The organism is Rhizobium sp. IBUN, assembly GCF_000510625.1.
Lineage (GTDB): Bacteria > Pseudomonadota > Alphaproteobacteria > Rhizobiales > Rhizobiaceae > Rhizobium > Rhizobium altiplani.
Map to the genome: position 1 here is coordinate 12,057 of NZ_AZNV01000015.1, position 16,537 is coordinate 28,593.

Sequence of the window (16,537 nt, forward strand, 5' to 3'; positions counted from 1 at the left end):
CGCAGCCGATGAGGATCACGGAGTTCAATGAGTTAGCTGACTCGAATGTAGCGCTCGGCGTCAAACGCTGACTTCCGTTTCTAGTTTTTCTAAAGAGTCGCAGGTGCGGAGATTTGCGCCTGCCGCCGCGAGATCGCCATGACCCAGTCGCGAAACTCCGAGCCATAAGGCTTTTGCAGCGCGGAGCGGTCCCAAGCAAGGAAGTAACTCTCGCGCAACGGCATTCTGATATCGACCGGTATGACCAATGTCTGCGCTTCCAATTCGTCGGCGATCATCGACATCTGCGCGAGCACGATTCCGCGCTTGTTGATGGCGGCGTCGATGGCGCTGCTCGACAGGGTAAAGGACAAGCCGGAGGGTGGACCCTTGAAGCTCGCCCCGATCTTCTCAGCGAATTCCGCCCAGCTGGGATAGGGCGTGAAATGCCGCTCCCACTCGACATGCAGCAGCGGATAGGACAGGAGATCGGCGGCCGTCAAATTCCTGCCATCCGTCAGGGCAGGGGAGCACACTGGAACAACCCAGTCGCGAAACAACTCGGCATAGTGATCGTGCTGCAGAACGTCCGACCCGTAGCTGACCCGGAAATCAACCTCGTCGAAGCCCATTCGCGGCTCCCTGTCGCGGCCGGTCAGCCTGACGTGAGCGTCTGGATGGAGCACTTGCCAGTCAAAAATGCGCCTGCCGATCCATTTGTTGACGACCGACGACAGCGCGCTGAGAACGAGCGCATTTTCGTTGCGCGCCCGCTCGAGCACCTGCTGGGCGAGCGCAAACTGCTCAAACCCCTTCGATATTTCCCGGTGATAGAGCCGGCCCCATTGCGTTAGCTCCACCGTCCGTCCACTTCGCTCCACCAGGGTGATGCCAAGAAAGCTCTCAACTTTGCGTATCTGCTGGCTGATGGCGCCCGCAGACACTTTCAGTTCCGCGGCAGCCGCCATCACGCTCCCGCAGCGCCCGACCGCTTCGAATGCCTGCAGACCTTTTAGCGGAATTCCCCGAAACTTCTGTTCCTCGCTCACCACACTTCCCCATGGCTCCCGACGTTACGCAGGTTTTTCGGCCGGATGAAAGATGCCGGCAAACTGAAAGCGATCTCCGGGATGCGTGATCTCGACATAGGTCACCATGCGATCATTCTGCCACGTCTGACGAATGAGGCTCAGGCAGGGCTCGCCACGATCGATCTCAAGAATGCGCGCGGTCGCAGCATCGGCCGAGACCGCCCGTATCACATGCTTGGCCCTGGACCATGGCACTTGGGAGAGGAGCCATTTTGCCGGAGGCGCTGTCGCAAAGCTCTCGTCTCTTGCGAGCGGTACTGTGTCCAGCAGTATGATACGACGCTCGACTGCGGTGGGCTTCCCATCGACGATATGCAGACATTGGATCCTGAGGACTTCGGCTCCCGACGTACTGTCCAGCTGTGCGGCCTCGACCGAGCCCAGGGTCTCTATCTTTCGTGTCAGTATCTCGTAGCGATGCACAAAGCCCGCCAAGGTCGCCTCGGTGCCGATATCCTGGATATCCATGACCGTGCGGTCGATCTGCGGCGAGGCGACAAATGAGCCGGCTTTGCGCTTGCGTACGACAAGCCCGCGGTCGACGAGTGCCGTCATCGCCTTGCTTACCGTCATGCGCGAACAGCCGTAGTCGTCGACGAGGTCGTGCTCTCTCGGGATCCGATGGCCGGGACGCCAGTCCCCGGCCAGGATCTTCGCCTCTATATCCTTGAATATCCTGAGATAAATTGGCTCCAAGACGCGACCCCATCCTGCCGCTGGCGAAACGATATGGACGCGAAGCTCGCGCCCCAAAGAACCCGGTAGGCACAAAAATTGCGTCCGTCGACTTTGACGTTGACACCTTAGGCTAGCGCATATCTATTTGTATAGTCAAAAGCGGATCATAGAAGTCCGTGTCACGGGACTAAATCGGGAACTCGAACGCATCCACGGGTGCGAAAACTGGAGAGATGACAATCATGATCGCACGTTCACTGCTGAAGGGCCTCGTCGGCGCTGCCTTTCTGGTTGGGGCGACCCTGTCGGCGCACGCCGCCGATACGCTTGCCGCCGTCAAGGAGGCCGGCACGCTGAAGGTCGGTACGGAAACCGCCTTTGCGCCCTTTGATTTTATCGATGCCGGCGAACATGCTGGCCTGAACGTTGATCTTTTTGCCGAGATCGGCAAGGAGCTGGGCGTCAAGATTGAGTGGGTAGCGCTTCCTTGGGATGGCGTATTCCCGGCGCTCGAAGCCGGCAAGTTCGATGTCGTGGCCGGTCCTGCGACCATTACCAAAAAGCGCATGGAGCGTTACCGCTTCACGCCGCCGATTGCCGAAGCGACCATCGCAATCCTGAAGAAAGCCGGTGACACGACCATCAGCAAGCCGGACGATATCGCCGGGAAGACGATCGGTGTCGGCAAGGCCACCTCGCAGCTCGATCAGTTGAAGGAATTCTCGGCAACGCTGCCTTCCAAGGTGGATGTACGCGAATACCCCGCTTTCACTGAATCCTATGCCGATCTCGCCGCCGGTCGTATTGCCGGTGTCGCCAACTCGCTGCCGAACATCGCCTTCGTTGCCAAGCAGCGCGAGGGAACGTTTGAAGTCGTGCTGCCACCATTCGGCAAGAAGTCCTACTTCGGCTTCATTGGCCTGAAGGATGCCGACCATGCGCCGCTGATGGACGCGATCGATGCAGCACTGCTGAAGATCAAGGCTGACGGCCGTATGGCCGAGCTCCAGAAGAAGTGGTTTGGCGCCACCTTCGAAACGCCTGATGCGGTCAAAGACCCTGCGTTCTGATAGAAGACGATCGTTGATTGCGCCCCTTCCAGGGCGCAATCAAAGACGCCATCGTGCCTCCATGACAGCCAGGCGGGCAAAAGCCGGACATGTCCATCAAACTCTTTGAACTGCTTCTCTACGCGTCGATCTACACGGTGCTGATAAGCGTCGTGTCTATTTTGATCGGCTTTGCCATCGCGATCTTTCTCTCGGGCATGCTGCTGTCGAGGAAGGCTATCTTCGTCGTTCCTGCACAAATCTTCATCAGCTTCTTTCGCGGCGTGCCGCTGCTGGTGCAACTGCTGCTTATCTACAATATGTTGCCTGCAATCGGGCTGAACGTACCGAGCATCGTCGCAGCCATTATCGGACTGTCGCTTTGCACCGCGGCCTATCAGGCGGAAAACATGCGCGGCGGATTTGCCAGCGTCCCTGTCGGTCTCGTGGAGTCGGCCGAGATGGTCGGCTTGACGCCGGGGCAGATCTTCCGCCGTATCAAGGCGCCCATCGCACTGAGGCTGACGTTCCCTGCCTTGGTCAACGAGGCGATCCTGATCCTCAAGGCCTCGTCGCTGGTTTCCGTCGTGGGCGTCGTCGAATTGACCCGCATGGCGCAGGATCTTGCCGGCAGCACCTTCCTGCCATTGCAGATCTTTGCTGCTGCGGGCCTCATCTATCTTGCGATCAATTGGCTGGTGGCCCTTGCCGGCGACCTCATCGAGCGCTCTCTTCCGGGATTACCGCGATGACCTTTGACATCAACGTCATCCTCGACCAATTGCCGGCGATCACAAGCGGCGCCGGCGTTACGATCCTGATTTGGGTTGTCGGCACGATTGCCGCGGCGATCCTGGGGTTCTTCGTGGCTGTGGGTCGGCGCTTCGGTGGAGTGCTTCTCGACAAGACCCTCGGCTTTGTCGTCGCGGTCTTGCGCGGGACGCCGTTCCTCATCCAGATCTTTCTGGTCTACTATGGAGGTCCCTTCATTGGCCTGTCTCTCGATCCCCTGCCGGCGGGCTTGATCGGCATCTCGATCTACGGCGCCGCCTACTATAGCGAGATCTTTCGATCCGGCTTCATGGCGGTTCCCAAGGGCCACATCGAGGCTGGCGAATGCGTGGGCCTGACGCAGGGGCAGATCATCCGGCGTATCCTGTTGCCTGAGATGACCATGCTCGTGCTGCCTCCGTCTTTGAACATGGCAGTTCTTCTGATGAAGGAAACGGCCGTCCTTTCGATCATCACCGTGCCCGAGTTGACAGCAACACTGAGCGCGATCGGAGCACAGCAATATGCCTTCGTCGAAGCTCTCTCGGTGCTGGCACTCTTCTATTGGGTGCTCGTCGAGATCACCGGCCGGCTTGGCCGCCTCGTAGAAACGAAATTCACCAGATTCAGGTTTTTCAACGCATGAGCCTCCCAGCGATCGCAGTCAAGAATCTCGTCAAGAAGTTTGGGGAGACGACAGTCCTCCAGAACATCGACCTCGAGATCCCGCAAGGCCAGGTCTCCTGCCTGATCGGCCCCTCAGGCTCCGGCAAGAGCACGCTCCTTCGTTGCATGGCCTTTCTCGAAGAAGCAACGTCTGGAACCATCACAATCAATGGCGAGATCCTGGGTTTCACCGAAAATGCCAAGGGGCTACGGGAGCGCGTCGCTCCTGCCGCCAACCGTGCGATCCGCGCCCAGATTGGCATGGTGTTCCAGCAGTTTAATCTCTGGCCGCACATGACTGCGCTCGGAAATGTGAGCGAGGCACTGAAGACCGTCCAGAAGATGAGCCGCAAGGATGCTGAAGAACGAGCCATGGCGCAACTTGTGAAAGTCGGTCTTGAGGCCCGGGCAGGGCACTATCCGTCGCAGCTTTCCGGTGGACAGCAACAGCGCGTGGCCATCGCCCGAGCGCTTGCCCTCAAGCCGAAGATCATGCTTTTCGACGAACCGACATCCTCCCTCGACCCGGAACTGACCGGCGAAGTGCTGAACGTCATGCGCGATCTCGCCGCCGAGGGAATGACGATGGTCGTCGTGTCACACGAGATCGGCTTTGCGGCCACCGTCGGGCAGCAGATCGCTTTCCTCGACCACGGCAGAATCGTCTTCACAGGGCCCCCGCAGGAGGTCTTCAGGAAGCCGCGCAATGCGCGGCTTGAGCAGTTCCTCGACACCTATCTTGATCGCGGAGCGTCGATGTTGCTGTGAAGGCGCCGAGCCCTGCGCTCATTCATTCGATGTCATCTACGTGAACGCCCACCCAACGGCCCCATGCCAGCAGGCAGTGCACCGACAATATCGTCGACATCGCACGGTCGCTGGCAAGGCGCGGCTGACAGCATAGCCTGACCGGATGCCAGGGACGGTCGTACCGGCCGCTCTGTGTTGCCGTTCGCCGAGGCGCCGATCGCGTTAGCGTTTTCCTCCTGAACCTGTGGATCCGCTTGAACCCGCGTCCCTCGCGTCCTGCTGCGGCTTTCGGTCCTGCCAGGCTCGCTCTGGCCGCAACGGCGTTGCCGTCCTCCACTGGCGTTTCGGCCCTTCGGGTGCCGGCCAGCGCTTGAAGCCCGGCTTTTGGACCGCCGTAGCAGGTCGCGATGGTCGCGACCCCAAGCGGAGGTTCCAACATGACAAGGCAGCAACCCAGCCAACGGTCCGACATCCACGGCCGCATCACCGACACAATCATTGCCGCTCTCGAACAGGGTGTCCGTCCCTGGATCCAACCCTGGCATAACGCTTATCCGTCCGATCCGGTCTCACGACCGCTTCGCTTCAATGGCGCACCCTATTCCGGGATCAACGTCATTCTCCTCTGGTCGGAGGCAATCGCCCGCGGCTTCTCGTCCTCGACCTGGATGACCTTCCGCCAGGCGCTCGAACTTGGCGGCGCGGTTCGCAAGGGCGAAGGCGGAACGACCGTCGTCTTTGCCAGCTCGATCATCCGTACCGAAACCGCTGATGGCGGCGATGACGTCGAACGCTCCATCCCCTTCATGAAAGCCTACACCGTCTTCAATGCCGATCAGATCGATGGCCTCGATGCCCGGGTCCAACCAACAGCAAGCCTGTCCGATCCATTCGAGCGCATCGGTGAGGCCGGTCGCTTCTTTGCCAACACCGGCGCCATGATCCGTCATGGCGGCACATCGGCCTACTATGCCGCAGCCCACGACTATATTCAGATGCCGCACTGCGACGCCTTCCGGGACGACGTCTGTTACTTTGCCATCCTCAGTCACGAGATGACGCACTGGACTTCGTCAAAGGGACGGCTCGATCGCGATCTCAGCCGCTATGGGACGGATCGCAGTGAGCGCGCCCGGGAAGAACTGATTGCCGAACTCGGCAGCGCATTCCTGTGCGCCGATCTCGGGATCGTTCCGGAACTCGAACCGCGTCCCGATCATGCAAGCTATATCGATAGCTGGTTGACCCTGCTCAGCGGTGACAGGCGCGCGATCTTCACGGCCGCCTCACAGGCGCAGCGTGCCGTCGATTACCTGCACCACCTGCAACCGCGTTTCGCGGGCGAGGGGGCGGCGTGAGCCGCCCTTTCACACCTGACCATGCCGCATGGAAAACCGGACCCCGCCAACCCGAGCGGGGTCCTTCCCATTTACGTGTTCAGTGCATCCTTCAGCCAGCTTCTGATTAGATTCGCGAGCGATGACCGCTGCTCGCGGCTTGGCCAAGATACTGACGTCTTGGGCTTCAGGTGTAATGAAGAAAACGGCGCGCTGGAGAGCGCCTCCACATCTTAAGCTTGCTGCTTTTCGAACAGTCCCGCAAATTCCGGATCCGCGTAGTATCTGAGCTTTCCGGCGGCAATCGGCCGCTGTCCGGCGATGAACAGGATCTCGACACTGGCGGGCAGGTTGCGGACCTCATCGGGTGTCAGAAGCGGGCGGGCGACATGCTGCTCGGCAAACGAGAGACCGGTCTTTTCGGAATCGAGTGCGCGCGCAATCGTATTGAACACGACAGTCTCCTCACCGAGCAGGTCGGAGACCAGCCGGGCACTGTCATGATCATTGACCCCGAAGACCTGCAACACACCGGCATTCGATAAGAACGTGCCGGCGCGCTGGCCATAGGTGGCGCGTAGCTGATGAATGTCCTGGACGATGGGCCAGAGCTGCACGCCGTACCCCGCCATCAGCCCCATGGCTCGTTCGATCGGTGCCAGATGGCCAAGGGCTGCAAACTCGTCGAGAAGATATAGGACGGGTGGTGCCGACGAACGTGGCGCCGATGAACGTGACGCCGATGAACGTGACGAAGGTGGCGTGCGCGCCATCTCGATCAGGCTCTGGGAGATCAACAGGCGCAGCCAGCGCGAATAGGCCGCAAGCCTGTCTGGCGGCAACACCAGAAAGACGGTCGCCTTTTCTGACTTCAGATCGCCAAACCGGAAATCCGATCGCGACAGCACGTTGGTCATGCGCGGGCTGTCGAGGAAATGCGTGTGCCGCTGTGCGGCCGAAAGCACGCCGCTTGCCTCACGATCGGACTTGCCAAGATGCCGATTGGCCGCACGCGCGATCAGCCCATTGACCGCATCACTGTCCTGCATCTCGTCGAGCAGGATGCGGAACGCTTCTGGCGCCAGCGTCAGCATGTGCCTCAGCATCGTCAGCGTGCGCCTGTCATCGGGCTGGGTTGCAACGACATGCAGGAGCAGTCCCGCAATCAGGGCCTTGGCTTCCTCGTTCCAGTGAGCATCGCCCGTAAGGCCTGGTTCGTCGAACACGAGCGCATCGGCAAGCGTGGCCGCGTCCTCGGCGACATCGATACTGTCAGCGTCAAACCCGCTGAGAGGATTGAAGGCAGCCGATGGCTTGCCGGTAATGCCGAACGGATCGAGGATATGAACCGGTCCGAAGCGCAGCCGTGCATCGCCCGCTACCCTTGCATTCTCGCCTTTCGGATCGACGCAGATGATCGAACGATCCGCCGTCAACAGGTTCGGGATGATCGTCCCGACACCTTTGCCACTGCGGGTCGGTGCCATCGTGATGAGATGGGCCGGTCCGTCATAGCGAAGAAGCCGGCCCGAGCCAGGCGCGCGACCGATCAGCAGGCCGTCAGGTGATCGCGTTAGCGGTTTGATTTCCTTTTTGCTGGCCAGGCGCGCCGAACCATGCGTGTCGTCACTTGCCATTCCGAAATGCGTGATCAGGGGAGCCGACAGCATCCGCAGGAGCAACGCCAGTGCAAACAGGAAAAACACGCAGTTGCCGACAAGGACGAGGATGCCTCCTTCGCTGCTGCCGAAAACCTGCCGGGTCAGATAGTCGATCCCGATTGAGACGATCAGGATGATCAAGACATAGCCGAGCGCATGCATGGCGAACGACTTTGCGTAGCGGAACGGAAACGTGATCATTGCAACGATCGCCCATAGCGGGTCGCGCGCGGCCATGCGCATCATGTTTGCCACAGCACGTTTGACGAGAGCAAACTGGGTCATTGGCCCACCTCACTGTCAATGGTCGCGGTGCCCGAGGTTGGCGCCTGCACCGTTAGCAGGTCGTCAAACAGTTGCCGGTCGGCGTCCCGGACCAGGAACTTCGGCAGTTCGGATCTGAGCCACGTGGCGAGCCCTTCCGATATCTGGACATCACGGTTGGTCAGTCGATGCAGGATGAGCGCGCCGATCAGCACCTTGCGCCTTGTGTCGATGCTGCGCTCCTGCTTGCTGAGGCGGATCTGCAGGGTCTTTCGCCGCGCTTCCAGCTGCGCCAGCCGTTCGCCGATTGATTTGCGTGCCACGTTGCTGTCTCCCGTTTGAACTGTTGAAGCGCATGTCCGGCCAGGTGTCGTCCGCGATGAATGCGCGGCCATGAGGCTCATCGAACCGGTGGGCTCGGGCAACTCGCAAATCTGTGGGTAGATGCATGCAAGTGGCAGCGAAGACACTCATCGCGGGCATCGCCTGCATGCTCCCATTGGGCCGGAGGAGGCAAGCCGACGAGGGCACAAGGGCGCACTTACGAGTTGCGGGGCAACTCAGTGCGCGGGCCGGCAGACCCCGCGGGAAAGGAGGACTATGGCGATCTACCATCTCAGCATGAAGGCTATCGCTCGCAGTGGCGGGCGCAGTGCTGTCGCCTCCGCCGCCTATCGTGCCGCGGCGCGGCTCACCAATGAGCGCGACGGGATGACCCATGACTTCACCAACAAAAAGGGTGTGGAGCATGCCGAGATCGTATTGCCCGCTGAAGTGTCGGCTGATTGGGCAATGAAGCGATCGGTCTTGTGGAACGCCGCCGAGCGTGCGGAGAAGCGAAGCGACGCGCGTATCGCCCGGGAATTCGAGATCGCGCTGCCGCACGAACTCAATCCAGATCAGCGCTTGGCTTTGACCCGTGCGCTCGCCCAGCATCTCGCCAATCGCTATGGCACGGCTGTCGACTTCGCAATCCATCAGCCCGACGTCAAAAGCGATCTGCGCAACTGTCACGCGCATCTGATGATGACGACCCGAGAGGTGAAAGAGTGTGGCCTTGGCGATAAGACGCTGCTTGAGCGAGAGAACCGATGGCTTCTCGCCAACCATATGCTCCCGTCGCAGTTGCAGCTGCAGGAGCTCCGGCAAGCCTGGGAGCACCTCGCCAATCGGCATCTTGCGAAAGCAAGCGTCGATGTTCGCATTGACCACCGCTCGCACCAGGACGCTGGGCTGACGATCGAGCCGACTGAACATGTCGGTGTTCACGCGACCCAGATAGGTCGCCAAGGTGGGCAAGTCTCGCGTGCCCGCATCGCTCCGCAATCGGCAGATCGAAATGCAGAGACCATTCGCCGGCGTCCCGAAGAGATTCTGAAGCTCATCACCAACGAGAAGAGTGTCTTCAACCGTTACGACATTGCCCGGGCCCTGCACCGCTACATCAATGATGATTCGCAGACATTCCAGAATGCCTTTGCTTCAGTCATGTCGTCCAAGGCGCTGGTCGAACTGAAACCTGAAACAGCGGATCGCGGCGGCAGTGGAGAGGCACGCTATTCGACGATGGAGATGGTTGCGGTCGAGGGTGCGATGGCAACCTCGGTGTTGGCAATGAAAGGACGTCAAAAGCACTGGGTCTCGAAGCGGCACGTTGAAGAAGCGATTTTCGATCAGGACCGGTTGATCAAGGCGAGCGGTGCATCATCGGGGCATGGCCTGTCGGGCGAACAGCGTCGTGCGATCGAACATGTCACCGCGCCTGGTCAGATCGCTGTGGTACTCGGCATGGCCGGTGCCGGCAAGAGCACGATGCTGGCAGCCGCTCGGCAGGCCTGGGAGGCTCAAGGCTATCGTGTTCACGGGGCAGCGCTCGCCGGCAAGGCGGCGGAAGGGTTGGAGGAATCGTCAGGCATAGTGAGCCGTACTCTTGCGTCCTGGGAATACAGTTGGCAGGCCGGTCGCAGTCGCCCCAGATCGAGGGATGTGTTCGTCATCGACGAAGCCGGAATGATTGGAAGCCGGCAGCTTGCGCGCTTCGTCGAGGAGATCAGGGAGGCTGGAGCAAAACTCGTCCTTGTCGGAGACCATGAACAGCTCCAGGCGATTGGAGCAGGAGCGCCGTTTCGAGCAATCGCAAACGTGGTCGGACATGCGCAGCTTTCTGAAGTTCGCAGGCAAAGATCGGATTGGCAAAAGCGGGCCTCAATCGACTTTGCCTCTCACCGGACCACTGCTGGGCTGTCAGCCTACAACGCACACGGAAATCTTCATCTGAAGGCAAGCCGCGAGGATGCTTTGAAGGCGATCATTGCGGATTATGTTGCTGACCGATCGGCAAACCCTGATGGTACACGCATTGCGATGGCGCACAGTCGCAAGGACGTGGCTTCGATCAATGCTGGAATACGGGCAGCATTACAGGAGCGTGGTGGTCTTGCGAAAGGCGCCAAAGGATCGGACGTTCAGGGTCATGAACTCACTTACCGGACGAACAACGGGATACGCGCCTTCGCCCGGGGCGATCGGATCGTTTTCCTGGATAATGATCGCGACCTCGGCGTCAAGAACGGCATGTTGGGTGAAGTGATATCTGTCGCGCCGGACGCAATACAAGTCCGGCTTGATGGAAGCGCACGGGCGGCAAATGGCCAACGCTGCGTGACCATGCCGGTGAATAGCTATCGGGCGTTTGACCACGGCTACGCGACAACAATCCACAAGACCCAAGGGTCGACGGTGGATTGCAGTTTTGTTCTGGCATCGAGGACCATGGACCGACATCTGGCCTACGTCGCAATGACCCGTCATCGTGAGAAGGCACAGCTTTATGCAGGGTTGGACGAGTTCAAGACAGTGCGGTCCTTGAGTGAAAAACTCAGCAGGTCAGGGGCCAAGGAGACCACGCTCGACTATGCCCCATCGGTTGCCGGCCGACACGGCATAGGTGATCACCATGGCAAGGGCGGTGAGGCCGAGAAGGAGGAGCGGTCCGTTCCGGCTGGGCACACCGTCGCGCCGACGCACCAAACGCCGTCGCTGAGTGGTCATAATGTGTGTGAAGGCGCCCGTCCTGAGAGGCTTGACCACGGTCATGATCGTCCGGTGCTAATCCCGGCTATCGCGAAGTATGAGAACAGCGTGGATGACGTCGCACGCTTGAAAGCAATGCCGGTATTTGAACGCGATTGGGAATCCGCGAAGTTGCTTGCCCGACGGATATACTCCAACGCACATGCCGTCATTGACGGGTTGCGGGGCCGTATTGTCGAAGGAACCGCAGACCCTGCTGAACTCGGGAAACAGCTTCGCTCCACGCCGGAGACAGTCGGCACTCTCGTCGGAAGGACAGGAACATTCGGAGAGAACGCCGAACGCCGACACGCACTTGGCCTCGTCAACGCGCTTGCGTTTCGTGTCGAACAATCCGGAAAGACTTGGCAACGCCGTTTTAAGGCGGAATGCAGTTCCGAGCAGTGGAGGCGAGAAAAGGAGGATGTGATCGACGTGCCTGGTCTCAGCAATCATGCCGAGGTGCTGCTTCGGAAGCTCGATGATCTGCCTTACGCGGAAAAGGGGGCGTTCGTTGCACAGCTAAAGGCAACGATCGAGGGCTCCAAGGCGCTCGACGAGGCAAGTGAGACGGCCAGTGCGGTCGAAAAACGCTTCGGCCGCGCCAATCCGTCAGATCTTGCGGAGCAGCTGAGGCGGGCTGGGCTCAATCAGACTGGCGAGATCGAGCGCATCCGCGGCGTCGTACGCCTCGCCGATCGTAGCCATCGGGCCGAACTCACTCAGCAGAGTGAGATGAAGCGCTCGCTTTCACGGAGGAAGGGGTTGCGATTGGGGATGTAGCGTCGACAAGGCCGATGCACTGGCTGTCACCAGATGTTCATGGCGGAAGGCAAAAACTCGACTTGTGTGCCGTTCAGCAATGTGCAGACTTCATGTGGGTGGGGGACGGGAACGCGTGTCGGAGAAGGTGTTCGTAAGTGCGCAGGAAGTCGCTGATAGAGCGGGCGTTTCACGATCCGCTGTGTCGCGGACGTTTACGCCAGGTGCCAGCGTCTCACCCGAGACCCGGCGACGGGTGCTCGAGGCAGCCGAAACGCTCGGTTACCACGTAAATGCTCTTGCCCGCGGTCTCATGCGCAATGAAAGCGGCATTGTTTGCCTCATCGTGTCCGACGTGGCGACACCCAATCGTTCTGCTTTGCTACGCGAACTGACAATGTTGCTGCAGAATGCCGGCAAGGTGGCGATGTTGATCAACACGGACCGCTCGGACGGCAGCGTCGACCAGGCCCTTCGCCAAGCGATCCGCTATCGCGCGGATGCTTCGATCATCCTGTCAGGAATGCCGGACAAATCCATCGCACAACTCTGTCTGCGAAGCGGACAGCGGCTTGTCCTCATCAATCGCGATGACGAACAGCCCGGTCCATTGCGGATCAATCTTGATGATCGCGAGGCGGCCGGGCAGGTGGTGACAGCCTTCGTCAGAGCTGGATGCCGGAAGCTGGCTTTTGCCAACTCGGAAGCCGGAACACCAAGCTTGATGGCTCGTGAGCGGGGATTCATCGCGGCGGCGAATGCGCTCGGAATGGAGGTTTCTGTCGAACGTCATGGGTGGACGGGTTATGGTGCGGGAAAAGTCCTTGCACAGCGAATGTTGACGCGCCCGGAACGCCCGGATGCCGTCTTCTGCGCGACCGACCTCCTTGCATGCGGGTTCATGGACGCCGCCCGCCACCAGTTTTCGATATCGGTGCCAGACCAGCTGTGCATTGCAGGCTTTGACAATATCGAGCAGGCCTCATGGTCCTCGTATGACCTGACCACCTTCGCACAGCCGGTTTCAGCGATAGCTTCCAAGGCGATCGACTGGCTCTCGCATTCGCAGCCGGACAATGACGGCGACGTCCAGGAGCAGTCGATCAGACTTCATGCCGAACTGGTTTGGCGCGGCTCGATTCGAGGCGGCTAAGTCGATCTGCCCGACCGCGTTATTTCCATTCCCAGAACAGAGCAGATGCAAAAGGCCTGCGCAGCACCAAACTGTCCGTTCGAGCCGTCTGCTCGTAGGATGTGGCTTCCGCCTCCCCATTTAATCCGACAAAGTGCATTCGGGTGGACGCCGTCTTTGGTTGTCCCTTCCGACGGTAGTCAAAATGCACCGCACAGGTCGGGTACTGCCAATTATCGGTTAGAAGCTCGGCGAACTGTTTGGCATCCTGCTCGCGCCCCTGTCCGGTGAAGGCCAGAAACTGGCCAAGATTGAAGAACCCGCTGAACAGCGCATAGGCGCTTTCCTGCTGCATCCGGACAGCTTGCCCCGTCGTAAAGTCGCGTCGATAGGAGAGGCCTTCCGTTTGCCCCTTCGCTTTTTTTGCGGAGTAGCTGACAAGGTTCTTGTGGGCCAGCAGTTCCATCGTCAGCGCGTAGCTCTGATAGCTCTCCGCGTTGGTGTGCAGATCATCGATCCTGGCTTTCAGGTCAACGATGTAGTCTCGATACATTGCGGCGGCCATCTCAACTGCTCCGGTGACGTGGAGCGCGCTTGCTATCAGATTGTGCGGCGTGGCCAAACCGATATCGCGCTTCCCAAGCCGTTCCTGCGGAAAAATCGTATCAGATGTGCAGCGCGTGCCCCAACGCCTTCAGTGCTGCTTCCTGCAGGGCCTCGCTCCGTGTCGGATGCGCGTGGATCGTGCCCGCGAGGTCCTCCAGCCGTGCGCCCATCTCGATTGCCAGCGCAAAGCTCGCCGACAGTTCTGAGACACCCGCACCGACGGCCTGCAGGCCAAGAACGAGACCGGTATCCGCACGCGCCACGACCCGCACGAAGCCTTCCTCAGACACCATCGTCATTGCGCGGCCGTTTGCGCTGAACGGGAATTGCCCGACCCGGATCGCGTAGCCTTGGGCGCGCGCCTCCTCCGGCGAAAGTCCTGCCGTTACGATTTCCGGATCGGTAAAGCAGATCGCCGGGATGCAACGCTTGTCCCAGGCACGCTGCTTGCCGGCAACGATCTCCGCAACCATTTCTCCCTGCGCCATGGCGCGATGGGCCAGCATTGGCTCGCCGGTAATATCACCGATCGCATAGACGCCCCGCATCGAGGTGCGGCAGCGATCGTCGACACGCAGATATGGTCCTGTACGATCGAGATCGAGCTCCTCGATACCCGATCCCGATATTTTGGGGCGGCGACCGACGGTCACCAGCACGCGGTCGGCGGGAAGCAGTTGTTCTTGGCCGTCCGACGTCTCGACGGCCAGCGCATTGCCGTCGTCCGAAAGGCCCTTCGCTTTTGCGCCTGTCAGGACCCGAAGGCCAAGTTCGCCAAGCCGTCGTGCAACCGGCCGCACGAGATCGGCATCATATTGCGGCAGTATCTGCTCCATCGCCTCGACGACCGTTACCTCCGACCCCAGCTTCGCAAATGCCGTGCCGAGTTCGAGGCCGATATAGCCACCACCCACAACAACGAGTTTCTTCGGCAATTCGGCCAGCGAGAGCGCCTCCGTGGACGAGATGACCCGACCCCTGAACGGCAGGGCTGCGAGTTCCACAGGTTCGGAACCCGTAGCAATCACCACCGTCTCGGCACGAACGACCTGCGTGCCGACCTCGGTTTCGACCTCCACGGTTTTGCCGTCGCGGAAGGCCGCACGACCGTGAACGATCTTGACCCTGGCCTTCTGCAGCAGGGCGGAGACGCCTCCATTCAGCCGACCGACGATCCCATCCTTCCAGGAGATGGTCTTTGCAAGGTCGATCGACGCAGCCTCGACACGAATGCCCATTGCGTTCTTGCCAGCAAGCATCTGTCTTGTGGCACCAAACTCCTCGGCCGCATGGATGAGCGCCTTTGACGGAATACATCCGACATTCAGGCACGTGCCGCCGGGCTTGCCCGCCTCGACGATGACGGTATCGAGGCCGAGTTGTCCGGCCCTGATGGCGCAGACATAGCCGCCCGGCCCGGCGCCGATGACGAGAAGCTTGCAGACGATCTCTTTCATGGATGTTAGCCTTCGATGAAGATAAGGGCGGGCGTCTCGAGAAGGACCCGAACACGTTGGACGAAGGTGGCGGCATCCCATCCGTCGATGATGCGGTGGTCGAAACTCGAGGAAAGATTCATCATCTTGCGCGGCACGAATTGGGTGCCGTCCCAGGCCGGGCGCACGGCGATCTTGTTGACGCCAACGATCGCGACCTCCGGATGGTTGATAACTGGAGTCGAGACGATGCCGCCAAGCGCCCCAAGCGAACTGATGGTGATGGTCGAACCGCTCAATTCATCGCGGGTTGCGGTGCCCGCGCGCGCAGCATCCGCCAGGCGGCCCATCTCGGTCGCGCAATCCCAGATCCCACGCGCCTCAGCGTTCTTGACAACAGGGACGACAAGACCGGCGGGCGTCTGTGCGGCAATGCCGATATGGACACCGCCATGCCGGGTGAGGATGCCCTTGTCGTCGTCGAAGGTCGCGTTCACGTTCGGTTGTTCGGCGACAGCCCTTACAATTGCCCGCATCAGGAACGGCAGGACAGTGAGCTTCGGCTGCTCCGGCTTGCGGTCGCGGTTCATGGTGGCCCGCAATTCCTCCAGGGCCGTCATGTCGACTTCCTCGACATAGGTGATGTGGGGAATGCGAGAGGTCGACAACGACATCTTTTCGGCGATGCGGCGCCTGAGGCCGGTGAGCTTGATCTCCTCGGTCGACGTCCGTTTGGCGATCGTTACCGGTTGGGACGGCACTTCGCCGCGCGCGATAAATAGCTCGACATCCTCGCGAAGAATGCGGCCGGCGGGTCCCGATCCCTTGAGTTGGCGCAGGTCAACGCCGCTTTCCCTTGCAAAGAGCCGCACGGATGGTGATGCCAGCGGCTTTTCTGCCGGTGTCGAAGCCTCGGGGCGAAGCACAATCGCGGCCTTGGTGACCGGCCGGGTGTCCGGCTCGACGGCAGGGGGTGGACTGTCGGCAGCTTTCGCCGGTGCCTCGGCAGGAGGTGCCTTCACGTCATCTGCCGTCTCGCCATCGCCAGTCTCGATCCTGACAAGCGGCGCCTTGACGGCGATCTTGTCGCCAATTTCAGCGCCCAACCAGACGACGGTCCCCGTAACGGGCGAAGGGATCTCGACCGTCGCCTTGTCGGTCATGACGGCGGCGATGACCATATCCTCCTTGACCGGGTCGCCCGCCTTGACGTGCCATTCAACAAGCTCGGCCTCCGCCACACCTTCGCCGACATCGGGCATCTTGATCGTGAATTCGCCCAT

At 60.3% G+C, this 16,537-nt stretch carries 14 protein-coding genes; 7 read left to right on the forward strand and 7 right to left on the reverse strand.

The window, feature by feature from the left end; translation table 11 throughout:
- Positions 1-89: 89 nt before the first annotated feature.
- Together RHIBUN_RS0115310 and RHIBUN_RS0115315 are read right to left on the reverse strand one after the other, a co-directional pair.
- The gene (locus RHIBUN_RS0115310) at positions 90-1,028 is read right to left on the reverse strand and encodes a LysR substrate-binding domain-containing protein (RefSeq protein WP_025660191.1); all 939 of its coding nucleotides are present in this window, start codon (positions 1,026-1,028) and stop codon (positions 90-92) included.
- A 24-nt stretch (positions 1,029-1,052) separates the two neighbouring features.
- Positions 1,053-1,766 carry a UTRA domain-containing protein gene (locus RHIBUN_RS0115315; RefSeq protein ID WP_025660192.1) on the reverse strand — a complete coding sequence of 238 codons (714 nt, stop codon included), beginning with the start codon at positions 1,764-1,766 and terminating at the stop codon, positions 1,053-1,055.
- Between the two features lie 224 nt (positions 1,767-1,990).
- Between RHIBUN_RS0115315 and RHIBUN_RS0115320 the strand changes: the two genes are divergently transcribed.
- The 5 genes from RHIBUN_RS0115320 (at position 1,991) to RHIBUN_RS0115340 (ending at position 6,342) form a co-directional block, all read left to right on the forward strand.
- Complete coding sequence (locus RHIBUN_RS0115320; protein ID WP_025660193.1) at positions 1,991-2,818, forward strand: transporter substrate-binding domain-containing protein; 828 nt, start codon at positions 1,991-1,993, stop codon at positions 2,816-2,818.
- A gap of 89 nt (positions 2,819-2,907) precedes the next feature.
- Positions 2,908-3,549 carry an amino acid ABC transporter permease gene (locus tag RHIBUN_RS0115325; RefSeq protein ID WP_025660194.1) on the forward strand — a complete coding sequence of 214 codons (642 nt, stop codon included), beginning with the start codon at positions 2,908-2,910 and terminating at the stop codon, positions 3,547-3,549.
- Positions 3,546-4,214, forward strand: coding sequence for an amino acid ABC transporter permease (locus RHIBUN_RS0115330; RefSeq protein WP_025660195.1), 669 nt, complete (start codon positions 3,546-3,548; stop codon positions 4,212-4,214). Before RHIBUN_RS0115325 ends, RHIBUN_RS0115330 begins: the two co-directional genes overlap by 4 nt.
- Entirely contained in the window at positions 4,211-5,002 is a 792-nt protein-coding gene (locus RHIBUN_RS0115335) for an amino acid ABC transporter ATP-binding protein (RefSeq protein WP_025660196.1), read from the forward strand. Before RHIBUN_RS0115330 ends, RHIBUN_RS0115335 begins: the two co-directional genes overlap by 4 nt.
- A 419-nt stretch (positions 5,003-5,421) precedes the next feature.
- The gene (locus tag RHIBUN_RS0115340; protein ID WP_025660197.1) at positions 5,422-6,342 is read left to right on the forward strand and encodes a zincin-like metallopeptidase domain-containing protein; all 921 of its coding nucleotides are present in this window, start codon (positions 5,422-5,424) and stop codon (positions 6,340-6,342) included.
- A gap of 212 nt (positions 6,343-6,554) precedes the next feature.
- Here the strand turns inward: RHIBUN_RS0115340 and RHIBUN_RS0115345 are convergent, their stop codons facing one another.
- Together RHIBUN_RS0115345 and RHIBUN_RS0115350 are read right to left on the reverse strand one after the other, a co-directional pair.
- On the reverse strand, positions 6,555-8,267 hold the full coding sequence (locus RHIBUN_RS0115345) for a type IV secretory system conjugative DNA transfer family protein (protein ID WP_025660198.1): 1,713 nt from the start codon (positions 8,265-8,267) through the stop codon (positions 6,555-6,557).
- The gene (locus RHIBUN_RS0115350; protein WP_025660199.1) at positions 8,264-8,569 is read right to left on the reverse strand and encodes a hypothetical protein; all 306 of its coding nucleotides are present in this window, start codon (positions 8,567-8,569) and stop codon (positions 8,264-8,266) included. Before RHIBUN_RS0115350 ends, RHIBUN_RS0115345 begins: the two co-directional genes overlap by 4 nt.
- A gap of 277 nt (positions 8,570-8,846) precedes the next feature.
- On the opposite strand from RHIBUN_RS0115350, the gene traA reads away from it, so the two are divergent.
- Positions 8,847-12,101, forward strand: a complete 3,255-nt coding sequence (traA, locus tag RHIBUN_RS0115355) for a Ti-type conjugative transfer relaxase TraA (RefSeq protein ID WP_025660200.1) — start codon at positions 8,847-8,849, stop codon at positions 12,099-12,101.
- Positions 12,102-12,216: 115 nt separating this feature from the next.
- Positions 12,217-13,233, forward strand: coding sequence for a substrate-binding domain-containing protein (locus RHIBUN_RS0115360; protein WP_025660201.1), 1,017 nt, complete (start codon positions 12,217-12,219; stop codon positions 13,231-13,233).
- A gap of 19 nt (positions 13,234-13,252) precedes the next feature.
- On the opposite strand, the gene RHIBUN_RS0115365 is transcribed toward RHIBUN_RS0115360, so the two are convergent.
- The 3 genes from RHIBUN_RS0115365 to RHIBUN_RS0115375 all read right to left on the reverse strand — a co-directional run bounded on the left by RHIBUN_RS0115365 (position 13,253) and on the right by RHIBUN_RS0115375 (position 16,537).
- A complete protein-coding gene (locus RHIBUN_RS0115365) occupies positions 13,253-13,777 on the reverse strand; it encodes a hypothetical protein (protein ID WP_025660202.1) in 525 nt (174 codons plus the stop codon).
- Between the two features lie 100 nt (positions 13,778-13,877).
- Positions 13,878-15,275, reverse strand: coding sequence for a dihydrolipoyl dehydrogenase (lpdA, locus tag RHIBUN_RS0115370; RefSeq protein ID WP_025660203.1), 1,398 nt, complete (start codon positions 15,273-15,275; stop codon positions 13,878-13,880).
- A gap of 5 nt (positions 15,276-15,280) precedes the next feature.
- Positions 15,281-16,537 carry a dihydrolipoamide acetyltransferase family protein gene (locus RHIBUN_RS0115375; protein ID WP_025660204.1) on the reverse strand — a complete coding sequence of 419 codons (1,257 nt, stop codon included), beginning with the start codon at positions 16,535-16,537 and terminating at the stop codon, positions 15,281-15,283.

Excerpts from the sequence above, each read along its gene's own strand:
- RHIBUN_RS0115320 (WP_025660193.1), top strand. The coding sequence starts at position 1,991 with ATGATCGCACGTTCACTGCTGAAGGGCCTCGTCGGCGCTGCCTTTCTG.
- RHIBUN_RS0115325 (WP_025660194.1), top strand. The coding sequence starts at position 2,908 with ATGTCCATCAAACTCTTTGAACTGCTTCTCTACGCGTCGATCTACACG.
- RHIBUN_RS0115330 (WP_025660195.1), top strand. The coding sequence starts at position 3,546 with ATGACCTTTGACATCAACGTCATCCTCGACCAATTGCCGGCGATCACA.
- RHIBUN_RS0115335 (WP_025660196.1), top strand. The coding sequence starts at position 4,211 with ATGAGCCTCCCAGCGATCGCAGTCAAGAATCTCGTCAAGAAGTTTGGG.
- RHIBUN_RS0115340 (WP_025660197.1), top strand. The coding sequence starts at position 5,422 with ATGACAAGGCAGCAACCCAGCCAACGGTCCGACATCCACGGCCGCATC.
- RHIBUN_RS0115345 (WP_025660198.1), bottom strand. The coding sequence starts at position 8,267 with ATGACCCAGTTTGCTCTCGTCAAACGTGCTGTGGCAAACATGATGCGC.
- traA (WP_025660200.1), top strand. The coding sequence starts at position 8,847 with ATGGCGATCTACCATCTCAGCATGAAGGCTATCGCTCGCAGTGGCGGG.
- RHIBUN_RS0115365 (WP_025660202.1), bottom strand. The coding sequence starts at position 13,777 with ATGGCCGCCGCAATGTATCGAGACTACATCGTTGACCTGAAAGCCAGG.
- lpdA (WP_025660203.1), bottom strand. The coding sequence starts at position 15,275 with ATGAAAGAGATCGTCTGCAAGCTTCTCGTCATCGGCGCCGGGCCGGGC.
- RHIBUN_RS0115375 (WP_025660204.1), bottom strand. The coding sequence starts at position 16,537 with ATGGGCGAATTCACGATCAAGATGCCCGATGTCGGCGAAGGTGTGGCG.